Origin of the sequence: Cohnella suwonensis (assembly GCF_042655365.1) — a bacterium.
Classification (GTDB): Bacteria; Bacillota; Bacilli; order Paenibacillales; family Paenibacillaceae; genus Cohnella; species Cohnella suwonensis.
The window spans coordinates 128655-142994 of the sequence record NZ_JBHSMH010000101.1; the positions used below are offsets into that span (position 1 = coordinate 128655).

The 14340-nt window shown below is 52.1% G+C and carries 11 protein-coding genes; 8 read left to right on the top strand and 3 right to left on the bottom strand.

Annotation, left to right across the window (positions count from 1 at the left end; all coding sequences use genetic code 11):
- Positions 1 to 431 precede the first annotated feature (431 nt).
- The 3 genes from ACFPPD_RS22925 to ACFPPD_RS22935 all read right to left on the bottom strand — a co-directional run bounded on the left by ACFPPD_RS22925 (position 432) and on the right by ACFPPD_RS22935 (position 3578).
- On the bottom strand, positions 432 to 1256 hold the full coding sequence (locus ACFPPD_RS22925) for a carbohydrate ABC transporter permease (protein WP_209745845.1): 825 nt from the start codon (positions 1254 to 1256) through the stop codon (positions 432 to 434).
- Between the two features lie 13 nt (positions 1257 to 1269).
- On the bottom strand, positions 1270 to 2160 hold the full coding sequence (locus ACFPPD_RS22930; RefSeq protein WP_209745847.1) for a carbohydrate ABC transporter permease: 891 nt from the start codon (positions 2158 to 2160) through the stop codon (positions 1270 to 1272).
- Between the two features lie 71 nt (positions 2161 to 2231).
- Positions 2232 to 3578, bottom strand: a complete 1347-nt coding sequence (locus tag ACFPPD_RS22935) for an ABC transporter substrate-binding protein (RefSeq protein WP_209745849.1) — start codon at positions 3576 to 3578, stop codon at positions 2232 to 2234.
- 196 nt (positions 3579 to 3774) lie between these two features.
- Between ACFPPD_RS22935 and ACFPPD_RS22940 the strand changes: the two genes are divergently transcribed.
- From ACFPPD_RS22940 to ACFPPD_RS22975, 8 genes are all read left to right on the top strand, one after another.
- Complete coding sequence (locus tag ACFPPD_RS22940; RefSeq protein WP_209745851.1) at positions 3775 to 5607, top strand: cache domain-containing sensor histidine kinase; 1833 nt, start codon at positions 3775 to 3777, stop codon at positions 5605 to 5607.
- Positions 5585 to 7183 carry a response regulator gene (locus tag ACFPPD_RS22945; RefSeq protein ID WP_209745853.1) on the top strand — a complete coding sequence of 533 codons (1599 nt, stop codon included), beginning with the start codon at positions 5585 to 5587 and terminating at the stop codon, positions 7181 to 7183. Before ACFPPD_RS22940 ends, ACFPPD_RS22945 begins: the two co-directional genes overlap by 23 nt.
- A 25-nt stretch (positions 7184 to 7208) precedes the next feature.
- On the top strand, positions 7209 to 9215 hold the full coding sequence (locus ACFPPD_RS22950; RefSeq protein ID WP_209745854.1) for a beta-galactosidase: 2007 nt from the start codon (positions 7209 to 7211) through the stop codon (positions 9213 to 9215).
- A 1-nt stretch (position 9216) separates the two neighbouring features.
- Positions 9217 to 9558 carry a Beta-galactosidase C-terminal domain gene (locus ACFPPD_RS22955; RefSeq protein WP_209745856.1) on the top strand — a complete coding sequence of 114 codons (342 nt, stop codon included), beginning with the start codon at positions 9217 to 9219 and terminating at the stop codon, positions 9556 to 9558.
- 218 nt (positions 9559 to 9776) lie between these two features.
- Positions 9777 to 10112, top strand: coding sequence for a helix-turn-helix domain-containing protein (locus tag ACFPPD_RS22960; protein WP_209745858.1), 336 nt, complete (start codon positions 9777 to 9779; stop codon positions 10110 to 10112).
- A 70-nt stretch (positions 10113 to 10182) separates the two neighbouring features.
- On the top strand, positions 10183 to 11817 hold the full coding sequence (locus tag ACFPPD_RS22965) for a GMC oxidoreductase (RefSeq protein WP_378083491.1): 1635 nt from the start codon (positions 10183 to 10185) through the stop codon (positions 11815 to 11817).
- A 103-nt stretch (positions 11818 to 11920) separates the two neighbouring features.
- The gene (locus tag ACFPPD_RS22970; protein WP_209745862.1) at positions 11921 to 14008 is read left to right on the top strand and encodes a methyl-accepting chemotaxis protein; all 2088 of its coding nucleotides are present in this window, start codon (positions 11921 to 11923) and stop codon (positions 14006 to 14008) included.
- A 77-nt stretch (positions 14009 to 14085) separates the two neighbouring features.
- Positions 14086 to 14304 (top strand): helix-turn-helix domain-containing protein, encoded by a 219-nt coding sequence (locus ACFPPD_RS22975; RefSeq protein ID WP_209745864.1) that lies wholly within the window; start codon positions 14086 to 14088, stop codon positions 14302 to 14304.
- Positions 14305 to 14340: the final 36 nt, after the last annotated feature.

Below are 14340 nucleotides of genomic sequence, written 5' to 3' on the forward strand. Positions count from 1 at the left end.
GCCCGGGCGGACAGCCTGGGCTTTCTTGTGCTTGGCAACGCGGAAGATGCTCCAGGAAGGGCCTGACGCTCGCCAGCAATAAACCATTCAGGTGTGGGGACTCAGTCTAATATACGGAACCCCGACCGGAAGAGTCGGGGCGTGGGAAGTATGACCGTGCGCTCCCGAAAAGATGCAAAACAGCATGTTTTTCATCGTCTCAATACCAAGGATAAAGAAAACCTGCAAAATTACATGAATTTGCTTTGCTATCTCTATGAATATCGGCCCGAAAACCTGCAAATTCGCAGGAATATTGGATTTGTAAGCCCATATGGGGCGAAATTCCTGCACTTTCGCAGGAATCAGTAACCGATTAGGCAAGCTATAACTTGCCTAATCGGTTTGCCAACAATATGCTTGCCTGCTAAGCAGAGACCAGCCCTTAGCCATTACCCTTTAACGGCGCCCGCAGTGACGCCCTTCGTGATCTGCTCGTTAAACACCGCGTAGATGATGATCGCCGGGATGGACGTCAGCACCATGACCGCGAATTGGGAGCCGTAATCGGAAGAATATTGGCCGGCGAAGTTCATCACCGAGAACGGAAGCGTCTTAAGCGAATCCTTGCTAAGAAACGTCGAGGCCATGATGAACTCGTTCCAGCAATTGAGGAACGTCGTGACGATGATCGTGACGAGCGCGGGCTTGAGGAGCGGCGCGATGATCTGGAACAGCATGCGGTAGATGTTGCTGCCGTCCATGAGCGCCGATTCTTCCATCTCCTTCGGGATGCTCCGCATGAATCCGCTGAGCATGAACGTACCGAGCGGAACGGATACGGCCGTATAAGGCAGAATCAGTCCCAGGTACGAATCGGTCAAGCCCAATTCTTTGAAAATCGCGAAGTTCGGAAGCAGCGTGGCATGAATCGGAATCATGATGCCGAGCAGCAGAATGGAATAGAGCAAGGCGCGCATTTTCCACTGCATGCGGATAAACGCGTAAGACAGCGTTAACGATAAGACGACGGTCAACAGTATCGTTACCGAAGAGACAATCAAGCTGTTAATCAGATATTTTAAAAATTTCCCGTCCACCCAAGCGTTGAGGTAATTTTGCCATTGCGGCGAACTAGGCCATTTCAGAATGCTGTCGGAATAGAAATCGGCGCTCGTATTGAACGAGAAATCGATGAGCCAGATGAGCGGGAATAATTGTCCTAAGGCGACGATTAGGAAAAAGATCCAGATTCCCGTTTTCTTGCGTGTTCTCATGTGGTCGCCCTCCTTAGAATTCCGTCGCATCGCTGCGAGTGAATCGGTTGCTCAGATAAGTCGCGATCAAACAGACGATGACGAACAAGATGGATATCGCGTTGGCATAGCCGTATTGGCTAGCCGAGAAGGCTTTGTTGTACAGGTAAACCGCCAAGAATTGCGTGGCATCGCCAGGTCCGCCGTTGGTGGTGAGGAACACCGTCTCCATCTGCTTAAGCGCCGTGATGATGGCCAGCGTCACTTGGACCGCGATAACCGGCTTCAGCAGCGGCACCGTAATTTTCAAGTGCAGCTTGAGGCCCGAAGCTCCGTCCAATTGAGCGGCTTCGTACAGGTCTTCGGAGATTCCCTTGACCCCTGCGTAATAGAATAGGAGTCCCCAGCCGAAGCCGGCCCAGATGAGGATGAACAGCATAGAGCCGAGCGCCGTGCTGCTCTCGCCGAGCCAGGCATGCTTCAGCATGTCCAAGCCGACGAAGTCGAGCACCTTGTTGAGCATGCCGAACGTAGGATCCAGCAAGGAGAGCCACATTTTCGAGATGACGACGACGGAGATGACGCAAGGGATAAAGAAGATCGTACGGAACACTTTCTCCGCTTTGCCTCCGATCCGGTCCAAGAGTACGGCGAAGAAGATACAGATCGGATGTTGAAGGACGATAAAGCCGATCCCCAGAAGAATGGCGTTCCGCAAGGCCAGCCAGAACTTCGCGTCGTGGAACAGCAGGTTGGAATAGTTGTCGAAGCCGACCATCGTCAATTTCGTTCCGGGTGCGACCGTATCGGTGAACGAGTAGTAGCCGCTCAGAAGGATCGGCGCCAGGAAGGTAAGCGCGAAGAGAAGCATCCCGGGGGCCACGAACAGGAAGATCGCCGTTTTGTTTCGAAACACTCGATGCATGATTATCTCTCCATCCTTTGGAAAGGGATAAAGACAGGAGCGCCCTGTCCTTATCCCCTCCGTCTATGCGATTACTGGCTGTCCGCCGCCGATTGGAGCGCCGCTACCAGGTCTTCGGGAGACTGGTTGCCTGCGAAGAATTTGCCGAACGCGTTCTGGGTATCGTCCTTGTACTTAGGCGTGCCGTAGTCGATGAAGGAAGCGCCGGCCGTCGAGGTCGCTTTCACCAGAATGTCGGTCAGCTTCTTCTGAACTTCGCTCTCCGAACCGGTCAGCTCGTACTTCTGCGCCGGTACGGCAGCTCCCGTATCCCAAGCGGTCTTCGCCCATTGGTTCGCGCTCATCAGGTAATCGAAGAACTTCTTCGCTTCTTCAGGGTGCTTCGAGCTGCTTACTAGCACATAGCCGCCGCCGTTCCAAGCGATCAGATCGTCGATCTTGCCTTTGCCGTCTTCCGCGATCGGGAATTGGATAACGCCCAGGTTGTCGCGGAATTCCTCCGGAAGGCTCGCGTTGGTCGCCATTCCGGCTTCCCAGGAGCCCATGTACCACATCGCCGCTTTGCCTTGAGCGAACAGGTTCTGGGATGCGCCGTAATCGGCCGTCATGAAGGAATCTTGGAAAATCTTAACGTCGCGCAGCTGCGCGAGATATTGAGCGGCTTTAAGGAAGCTATCGTCTTCCGCGAGCTTCTTCTTCTTATCGATGGTATCCAGAATGAGGTTCTGATCGCCGCTGTAACGCTGAACGATGTTCTGGTACATCAACCCGAAGCTCCACAGGTCTTTGCCGTTGGTGGACATCGGGGCGATGCCCTTGTCGCGGAACGCCTTGGCCGCGTCAATCAGTTCGGAGAACGTCGTCGGCACCTTGACGCCGTTGTCTTCGAACAGCTTCTTGTTGTAATAGATCACTTCGTAGTCGCTGTTGCGAGGCAAGCCGTACAGCTTGTCGTTAAACGTGAACGACTTGTACACGCCCGGCAGGAAGTTGAATTGTTCGCCTTCGTATGCCTTCGGATCAAGCTCCTTGACGTAACCGGCTTGAACGAGCGTGCTGAGTTCGGCGCCGCCGTGAACCATCGAGATGTCGATCGGCTCGTTGGAGGACATATAAGCCTTCAGCTTGTTCTTGAACGGTTCTTCGGCGAGCGTCTCCACGTCGATCTTGACGTTCGGGTTCTCTTTGATGTAATTGTCGATAACCGTCTGTTCGGCAAGCCCTTGCCCGGACTTGCGGTCCGGCAGGTTCGAGAAGAAGCGAAGCGTTACCTTGCTCTCGCCGCTTCCGTTGCCGCCGTTACCGGTGTCCGATGCCGTGTTCGAGTTGTTGTCGCCGCCGCAAGCGGACAGCGCGCCGACGGACGCGATCGCTAGAGTCAGTACGGACGCACGCGTCCAGTTGGAAATTTTCTTCATCTTTAATCCCCCTGATCTTCGATTCGGACCTGATGGTTCCAGTCCCCGTTCTGATCATAGCAAGCCGCCGGCAGGCCGGTCAGTAGAGAAAAAAAGACGAAGGTAGACGATTGTCGAATCCTTCGCCGAAGACATTGTGAACGTCGGGCAGGAAGACTAGAATAACATCAAAGAATCGTAAAGGCTTGTGATCCGCATGCTGCGCGCGTATCTGAAATTAAGTCTCAAATATAAGATCATCATCTTGTTCACGCTGCTCATGACGATTTTCTCCGTTGCGCTTGGATATTATGCCATTCAGACGTCCCGGACCCAGATCGTGAGCAAAGTCAGCTCCACCAATCTCGGAGTCGTTCGGGTCGCGGAGAACAATATGCAATTGATGCAGCGGGCCGTCTCCAATTGGGTGACGGTGTTCGCCATGGATCCGTTCATCCAGAAGACTCTCCAGCAGGATGAACGCCCGTCCGGTTCGCTGGATCCGCTGTTATATACCGGCTCGACGGCAACGCTGATGAATCAGATGCTGCTGACGGGCAACTTCGACTATGTCGCTTTGTATGGCAAGGATGGGCCGCCGCTGTTCCAAGTCGCCACCGACGACAGCAGCGGATCCGGCACGATTCAAGAGATCGCCGCCAGCCGCATCTACGACGAGACCGCCGCTTTGCGCGGGTCTCCCCTCTGGTTTCCGCTGACCGAGGAGAACAACGTGTTCATTCGGAACAACCGGAAAGATAAGATCGGCATGACCCGCATCGTGCGGAACGTCAACAACGGCTCCGCGATCGGCTTTATTTTCGCGGGCGTCAACCGGGAGACGATCATGGGGCAATACTTGGCCAATCTATATGATAAGGATCACGGAATCGTCATTCTCGATTCGACCGGAACCCCTCTTCTTGAAGCCGGCAAATCATTCTATCAGGCGGACCGTTCGGAATGGGCCGAGCTCCGATCTACGGTCCCGGAGTCCGGTTCAAGGGTCGTCAAGCTGAACGGAGAGAACTTGCTGCTGACGTACAGCAAGGGGGAGAACGGCTGGGATTACCTCTACGCGGTTCCGCTCGGCACGCTGACCAAAGAGTTGAATTCCATCAAGCTGTTCGTTGCTCTGCTGATCGGAGGATGGCTCCTCATGAGCATTCCCGTCATGCTGCTGCTGACCTCGTTCCTGACCGCCCCGATCAAAAACCTGCTCTTGTCCATGCGCCGCTTCCAGAACGGCCAATTCGACGAGAAGGTCGAGATCAAGTACGGCGATGAAATCGGCTATTTGAGCCAAGGCTATAACAACATGGTGGCGAACATCAAGGCGCTGGTCGACGACGTCTACGTGCTCCGCCTTCGGGAGCAGGAAGCGGAGCTGAAGGCGCTGCAGGCGCAGATCAACCCTCATTTTCTGTACAACATGCTCGATACGATCTTCTGGGAAGCGGAAGCCGCGGGCCAGGAACGAATCAGCGAGATGATCATCAACCTGTCCCGCCTGTTCCGCCTCAGCCTGAACCGCGGCAAGAGCTTCACCAGCGTCTCGAAGGAGCGGGAGCTTCTCGGGCTCTATCTGAGCTTGCAGAAGATGCGGTTCCGGGACGTGCTGGATTACCGGATCGATATTCCCGCCGAGCTGGACGACTATGTCATGCTGAAGCTGCTCCTGCAGCCGTTCGTCGAGAACGCGATCGTTCACGGCATCGAGCGCAAGAGGGGCGGCGGCTTCGTTCGCGTCTCGGGCGTCCGGGAAGGAGATTGCTTGCGGTTCATCATCGAGGATACCGGTTCGGGAATGGAACCCGAGGAGATGGCCAAGCTGACCGAGATCCCAAGGGAGAGCGACGTGAACGTCGCCCGCGAGACGGGAGGTTACGCCGTTCGCAACGTGATCGAGAGGTTAAAGCATTATTACAAGGACGGCTATCGGCTCCGCTATGACAGCGAACCGGGCAAGGGAACGAAGGTTGAGATCGTCATTCCTGCAATCCTTCAAAACGGGGAGAGTGAAGAGAATGTTCCGACTGCTTATCGTTGACGACGAGGAGAGAGCCCGGACGGGAATCCGGACATTGATCGATTGGGCGGCGCATCGGATCGAGATCGTCGGAGAAGCGCGCGACGGCGCGGAAGCGCTGGAGATCATGAAGCTCAATCGCGTCGATATTCTGCTGACGGACATTCGGATGCCGGTCATGGACGGACTGGAGCTGATCGAGCGCGTCGCCGAAGTATATCCGAACACGAAAAACGTCATCATGAGCGGGTACGACGAATTCGCCTACGCCCAGAAAGCGATGACCGCCGGCGCCTCCCGCTATCTGCTCAAGCCGAGCCGCAGGCAGGAAATCCTCGATCTGGTCGTGCAGCTGACCGAGGAGATCGCCGACGAGAGGCGCGAGGAGGAACGGCTGGAGGAGCTGAAGAGCGGCTTCAGGGAGAGCTTCCCCTTCTTGAAGGAAAATGCGCTGAGCCGGTTGGCGCTCACGGAACGCCCGCCTTACGATCGGCTATTGGCCAACCTGAAGCTGAACGATATCTCGTTCCCGTTCACGTTCTTCGGCGCTTTGGTCGTTCAGATCGACGATTTCCACCGGGTCCAACAGAGTTATGGCAGCGTCGATATCGAACTCTTCAAGTATGCCTTGAAAAATATCGCCGAGGAAACGTTCGCGCCCTTATGCCGATGCGCCGCCTTCGAGCACCACGACGACCTCTTCCTTCTTCTGAACGCGGAGGAGTGGCTGGACGCGAAGACGCTCGTGCCGTACGCCGAAGCGATTCAGCGCAATTCGGAGCGCTATCTCAAGTTCACCGTATCCGTCGGAATCGGAAGCTTCGACCGGAGCATCCGGCATCTGCGAGCGTCTTGCCGGGAAGCGGAGAAGGCGCTGAATGCCCGGTTCTACGGCGGCAACGGAAAGATCGCCGATTATCTGGAAGCGGCCGAGGAAGAGGATTTCACCCATTCATCCTATCCGCTTGCGGATGAGAAGGCCGTGCTTCAAGCGATCGCGAAGGGAGAGCAAGCGGCGATCCGGGACAGCCTGCAGGCGTTTCTCTCCGCTCTGCAGCCGGAGAGCTCCCTGAAGGAGAGCGTCATCAATTCGATTTTTGCCCTATACTTCGCGCTCTACCGGGATTGCATCGAGAAGAACGTGAACGTTCACGAGGTGTTCGGCAGCGGCTTGGACGAGATCACCCGCATGTTGGCCCGTTCCGGCCTGGAGCATATTATGGCTTCGCTCACCGATACGGCGCTGAAGATAGCCGAGCATCTGAACGCCCGGAAGAACGGCAACAGGCTGTTCGAATCTGTGCTGGCTTATGTCCGGGAGCACTTCCGCAAGGATATCAGCCGGGAATCGGTCGCTCGCGAGGTGTACGTTACGCCGGGTTATATCAGCTACTTGTTCAAGCAGCAGATGCAGACGAGCTTCATCGATTACTTGCACCGAATTCGCATCGAGCACGCTTCCCGCCTTCTGAAGGACCACAGTCTGCGAATTTCCGATATCGCGCATGAATCCGGCTACCAGGACGAGAAGTATTTTTTCCAAGTGTTCAAGAAGCATACCGGAATGACGCCGAATCAGTACCGAAATAACCTATAGAGGATAGATAAGGGAGAGACCGACGATGAAAAAGCTGCTTTACGGGGTTGCTTACTACGATGAATATATGCCTTACGAGCGTTTGAGCACGGACATCGAGATGATGAAGACCGCCGGCATTAACCTAGTCCGCATCGCGGAGTCGACATGGAGCACGCACGAGCCGCAGAACGGCGTGTTCGACTTCTCCAGCGTGGATCGCGTGCTGGACGCCATGCATGCGGCGGGCATTCACGTCATCGTCGGAACGCCGACGTACGCGGTGCCGACCTGGATGGTCAAGGAGTATCCGGACGTGCTGGCGGAGACGCCCGATGGCCCCGGACGATATGGAGCCCGGCAGATTATGGACATCGCGAATCCGACGTACCTCTTCTACTCCGAACGGATCATCCGCAAGCTGATCGGGCGCGTCTGCGGCCATCCCGCGGTCATCGGCTATCAGGTCGACAACGAGACGAAGCATTACCGGACGAGCGGCCCGAACGTGCAGCTCCGGTTCGTCAAATACATGAAGGACAAATTCGGCACGCTGGAGCGGCTGAATCGGGAATTCGGCCTTGATTACTGGAGCAACCGGATCAATAGCTGGGAGGATTTTCCGTCCGCCGTCGGCACGATTAACGGAAGCCTGGGCGCGGAATTCGCGCGATTCCAGCGGCAGCTTGTCACCGAATTTCTGGCATGGCAGGCTTCCATCGTGAACGAGTACAAGCGCCCGGATCAATTCGTGACGCATAACTTCGATTTCGAGTGGCGGGGTCATTCGTTCGGCGTCCAGCCGGACGTCGATCACTTCGAAGCGGCCAAGGCGCTCGACATCGCGGGAGTCGATATTTACCATCCTTCGCAGGACGAGCTGACCGGGAAGGAAATCTCGTTCGGCGGCGACTCCACCCGTTCGCTGAAGGAAACGAATTACTTCGTGCTGGAGACGCAGGCGCAGGCTTTTCCGAACTGGACGCCTTACCCCGGGCAGCTGCGGCTTCAGGCGTTCAGCCATCTGGCCTCCGGAGCCAACATGGTCGAATACTGGCATTGGCATTCGATCCATAACTCGTTCGAGACGTACTGGAAAGGCTTGCTCAGCCACGATCTGGGAACGAATCCGACTTATGAAGAAGCGGCCACGATCGGCCGCGATTTCGCCCGGCTGTCGCCGAGGCTCGTCAACCTGAAGAAGAACAATCGAGCTGCCGTGCTCGTCAGCAACGAAGCATTGACGGCGCTCGAATGGTTTAAGCTGCCCGGAGGGAACGTTCGCTACAACGATATCGTCCGCCTGGCGTACGACCGGCTGTACGAGATGAATATCGGCTGCGACATTGTGCATCCAGGCTCCAGTGTAGCGTTCGAGAAGTACGAGATTATCGTCGTGCCGGCGCTTTACGCTGCGTCGGACGAGCTATTGGAACGGCTGAATCGGTACGTGGAGAACGGCGGCCGCGTCGTGTACACGTTCAAGAGCGGATTCGCCGACGAACATATCCAGGTTCGAACCGGCGTTCAGCCCGGCTTGATCGAGAAGGCGTGCGGCATTCGGTACAGCCAGTTCGTCGAGCCGAAGAACGTAACGCTGAAGGGAGATCCGTTCGGCGTAGGAGAGGATCGGAACGGGGTCGGCGTCTGGATGGAGCTGCTCACGCCGACGACGGCGGAGGTACTCGCCTGGTACGACCATCCGCATTGGGGAGCGTATGCGGCGATTACCTCCAATCGGCATGGACGGGGTACGGCGACTTATATCGGCTGCATGCCGAGCGAAGCGGTCGTCGGGAAGTTGCTGGAGCGAGTCTGCCGGGAAGCGGGGCTGCTGGGCTTGGATCAGGAGCTGCGGTTCCCGCTGATCGTGAAGTCGGGAACGAACGAGCAGGGCAAGACGATTCGTTATTATTTCAACTATTCGGACGAGCCGAAGTCTTTCGATTATTCGCACGGGGAAGGCAAAGAGCTTCTGGCTGACCGGCCGATTCGTTCCGGCGAACGGATCGAATTGGAGCGCTGGGGCGTCGCCATCGTAGAGTCGATATAAGATGCGGAAAAGGGACGTTGTTCGTGCGCCGACCGAGGTGGAGTTGGCTGTTCGCCGTCATCCAGTGACAGATGAGAAATTCATTTTTGCGCTTAACTTTTCAGGAAAGTCGGTAATCGTGCAATTACAGCGTAAAACGATAGATCTGCTAAGCGGCAACTCTTTGGAGGGAGATTTCGAACTGGAACCGTATGGCGTGCTGGTGCTCGGCAGGCCCCGAATATTGTCTAATGACACCCGCCTGGATGGGATGAGTCCGGCGGGTGTTTCCATTCAGGTAAAAAGATTCTATCTTTTTAGTAAAGCGCATACATTTTCATTTCTGCGATGTCGCTTAAAATAGGGAATGTAAACGATTTATTTATCATACGGGAGGTCAAAGCAGATGAAGTTTTACAGAAAAATGACAATATTGAGTCTGGCTGCTGTTCTTATGATCGCACTGGCTGCGTGCGGTAACAGCAAATAAGAAAGCGGGGAGTCCGCAACTCCGCAACCGCCAGAGACTTCCGCAAGCTCGTCGTCCGCAAGCGCGTCGGATGAAAAAATCAAGATCACGATGTGGTCGCAATTTTCGGACCCGAATTCCAAAGATGGCGGCTTTATCGGATTCTATCATTAATAACGTTAATCTCGCTAAGTTCCGTTTCGCAAAAATTCCAACTCAACGCCAGCTATCTGAGCAGGATTTTCAAAGAGGAAACAAGCCAGAGCTTTACCGATTATCTTCTTAAGCTTCGAATGGATGAAGCTCTTAATCTCTTAAGCGGAACCACTTTGAAAGCTTATCAGATCGCTGAGAAGGTGGGGATTATGGACCCTTATTATTTCAGCCACCGTTTTAAGAAAGTGTTCGGCGTTTCCTTGCAAGAGTACAAGAGAAGCTCGCAAAAATAGACTAATTCCCAGCACCCCTTACATAAACTCAATTAGGCTTTAGATGCAAAAAAGGGGGGGGGGGGGCTTCATGGCATTGAAAATATGGGTTGCTCGCAACAACGATACGCTCCGAATCATCGCGGATCAGAAGCGTGTATCGATTGATGATCTCATAACGCTTAATCCATCCATCGAACACCCCGATCAGAACATCGCCGGTAAGCTGATAAATCTTCCTTTCGTCACCGAATCGGACATGAGGCAAGTCGCTATTCCTCCGACTTGTCCCCAACCATCAGAATATATCGATAATTGGATTCCTCTGACTCCATTGGAAACCATGGCGGAAAACGAATACGATGTTCTGATTGTAGGTACAGGCGCCGGAGGAGGAACCATGCTCTGGAGACTGTGCGAACAGTGGCGGAATAACGGTAAACGGATTGGCATTATTGAAAGAGGAAGCATTGTTATGCCATCGCATGGCCGCAACCTTCCTATGATGAATCGTACGCGTCTTACGCAATACTACCAATATATATCGAAATCTTTGCAAGGCTCCCTACCGGAGTTTATTGGGGCAAGAGAAGTTATTTGCCTTGGGGGAAGGACCGTATTCTGGGATTTAGTTACTTCTCGCTTGGATTTGTCCCTGCTTCCGGATTGGCCGGTTCCGATTCCTGAAATGGAAACCTATTATGCCATGGCCGAGCGGGTCATGAACGTTACCCAAGAATATGCCAAAGGGTCTTCGTTAACGGAGAGTTTGCTCACTCGACTGCAGCAAGGCGGTTTTCCCGAATCGAGATATATGCCGATAGCCGCTGATCTTCAGCCGACAAAGTTCGGGGAAGTTCACGCGGATGTTTTTTTTAGTTCGTTTTCTCTGCTAGCTAAAGCTTCATTCCTCAGATCTTTCGATTTGGCTATTAACGCCCGTGCTGTCCAAGTGCTGGTCGATCAGGGGAAAGCTACCGGCGTCAAGGTCATGTCTCCTGATATGAGATCTTATATTCTCAAGGCCAAAACGGTCGTATTGTCGGCTAGTACGTATGAAACTCCGCGTTTGCTTCTCAATTCGGGTATCGAGGGAGGGGCGGTCGGCCATTATATGACCAATCAAGTTTTTATGCTGGCTCCCGGAAAAGTGAAGCGCAGCGATTTTACGGACATTGCAGGAACTCTTGCCATATTAATTACCGGAACGCCGGAAAAGCCCTATCAAATCCGTCTGGTAGGGCCGAGCGGTTACGATTGGTATCCATCTTCCGAAGAAAAACCGTTTCTAGAGGAGCTGGACATACTTCTCCAATGTTTTGGCAAGATTGATCCGCGATATGAAAACAGGGTCAGTCTCAACCCTGACAGAAAAGATGAATACGGGGTACCGGAAATAGAAGTGTACTTTTCCTTTAGCGAAGCGGAACAAGCCGAAATTCAAAAGATGGTGGATACGGTTAAGCGGATTTCTTCCGTTGCCGATATCGCCATGGGTGAAATCTGCCTTGTACCTACCGGAGATTTGCATCACACCTCGGGTACGTGCCGTATGGGGAATGATCCTTCGACCTCGGTCACGGATCAGTACGGTCGAGTTCACGGGATTTCCGGACTGTATGTGGCCGACAACAGTGTTTTGCCATTCATCGGGTCCGGCAATCCAACGTTGACTACGGTTGCGCTTGCCATTCGAACGGCCGATCATATCGCTGAGCAAGCGTGAATAATTTTATTCAAAACAAAGGGTTTTGTCAAAATTTGTAGAAAGTAGAATGTGTTCTGATAAAGTCGAAGGACAACAGGGAGTCCATAATAGGAGGATATTGATGAATTTATTTTGGTTATCCGAACAGTTGATTCGAAGATTGAGGTATGCATATAAGTTTCTCGTTATCGGATTATTGATTTTTATTCCAATGGTAGTCATGTCTTACATGTATCAACGTCAATCAAGCGATCTCATTTCGTTTAATACGAAAGAGAGACTAGGCGTTGAATATATAGCCCCTTTGCAAATTCTAATCGCGAAAATGCAGGAAAGTCGAGGGCTATCCCACATCTATCTATCCAATAAGGAAGCTGCCGTAAAAGAACAAATAGAAAAAAACAATGTAGAAATAGAAAAAGCGTTTCAAGAAACTTTTGCCGTGGATGATAAGCTGGGAAAAGAATTAAAGGTCGAAGGATCGATACATGAAATATATGACGATTGGAAAATCATGGATGTAACCGGCGGTTTGGACAACCAATCCAATATCATCGACCGAAGCATCAAACTAATTGCAGAAGTCGGGGATTCGTCGAATTTAATTCTTGATCCGGACCTGGATAGTTACTATTTAATGGACGGGGTCATTAACAAGATCCCTTTTGCCACTGAAAAGCTCGCGCAAATTCGTGATTCAGGGTCGGAGTATTTACTGGCTAAGGCCATGACCGAGGAACAACGCGATCAACTATTGTCATTGACGGCTTTGTTGAACTATTCCGCGAATGACATCGGCAACGGGATTAAAGTAGTCATCGAACAAAATCCTTCTTTAAGCGCGGAGCTCGAAGCATCCAGGTTAAAGCATGAAGAAGAATTAAATCAATTTACCGAGTTAGTTAATAATGAGTTATTGCATACATCAACGCTATTACTTCCAGTGAATGATTACTTACAAATGTCTACGAAGGTGCTGCAGCATCATTCGGAGCTGTACCAACTGGAGTTAAGCTTATTAGACGGGCTCATCAAGGATAGAGTAGATGCATATGAATCTAAAGCATTCGTGTTTAATGTTGCCGTCGTTATTGGATTTATCATTTTATTATATATTTTCATAGGATTCTATATTTCCGTCAGGAAGTCGATTAACTATATTAATACATCTCTTATTCAGGTTAGCGAAGGAGACTTAACGAACAAGCTTGTTCCCTATACGAAAGATGAAATCGGGGACATTGTTAAGCCTATTAACACGGTTATCGGCGAGTTTAAAAGAATGATTAGCGCAAGTAAAAACACGAGCAGTAAAGTCACTACGTCCTCGTCCGCATTAACAAAGGCGATAACGCAATCCGTGAAGGAAATGGACGACATCAATCGTGCAATGGCCGAGTTAAGCGGCGGAACGCAGACGCAATTCATTAATTCCGAGGAAAGCTCGAATGCTATGAACGAAATCGCGATTCATATACAGAAAATAGCCGAATCCGCCCAAGATGTTCTTGATGAATCATTCAACTCGCATCAACAAGCCATTCAGGGCAATCTGGCCGTAGACGGTGCTTTCAATCAAATGAATAAAATCAATGCTTCCGTCAAGAGCTCCAGCGAATTAGTACAATTCCTGACGAGCCAATCGCAACAGGTGCAAGGTATCGTCGGAGCCATAGCGCATATCTCGGCACAAACGAACATACTTGCGCTTAACGCATCCATAGAAGCGGCGCGCGCAGGAGAACATGGAAAAGGATTTGCGGTAGTCGCTTCCGAAATTCAAAAACTGGCTAATCAGTCTAAGAGGTCTACAGATGATATATCCGAAAAATTAGAAGCTATCACGAGTAAGATTAATAGCTTAGGCGTATCCATGAATAACGAGATCGTAGAGACCGACAAAGGAATTGCAGCCATTAATCATGCGAATGATATATTCACTAAAATACTGGAATCTTCACAGAGATTAGTAGATCGCGTGCAGCAGGTATCCAGCCTAACGGAGCGAATCTCCGCAAGCTCAGAGCAAGTTACGGCATCCGTCCATGAAGTCGCTGATATTGCCAAACTATCGGCGGAGAAAACGAACTACGCCTCGGAATCGATGACGAATCAGGCGCGGGTAATGAAAACTTTATTGGATTCCGCGGATGAATTACTCCAGATGACGAAAATATCCCAAGAGCAGCTTAGTCATTTTAGAATGTAAATGGTCCTAGGTTTCAGACGTTCCGGCTTCGTGCATAATGGGGTATGTGCCCAAAATGGGGTCAAAGGAGTGGCCGAATGAAATACGAGCTTGGCCGTTGTTTGCTTGAGGACCGTTTGCTCGAATCCGGCAAGACCAAAGATGAACTCGCCCGAGATTTGCTTTATAAACCGGAGCGTCTCTCCGACTATATAGAACGCAAGAGAGTCATGCCTCTTCAGACAGCGTTATCTATCGCCGATACCCTCGGTTGTGAAGTTAGCGAGTTATACGAATTGATCCCGAATAGGAGGTAACAACGCAGCAAGCCCCAAGCCGGACCTGTATCCAGG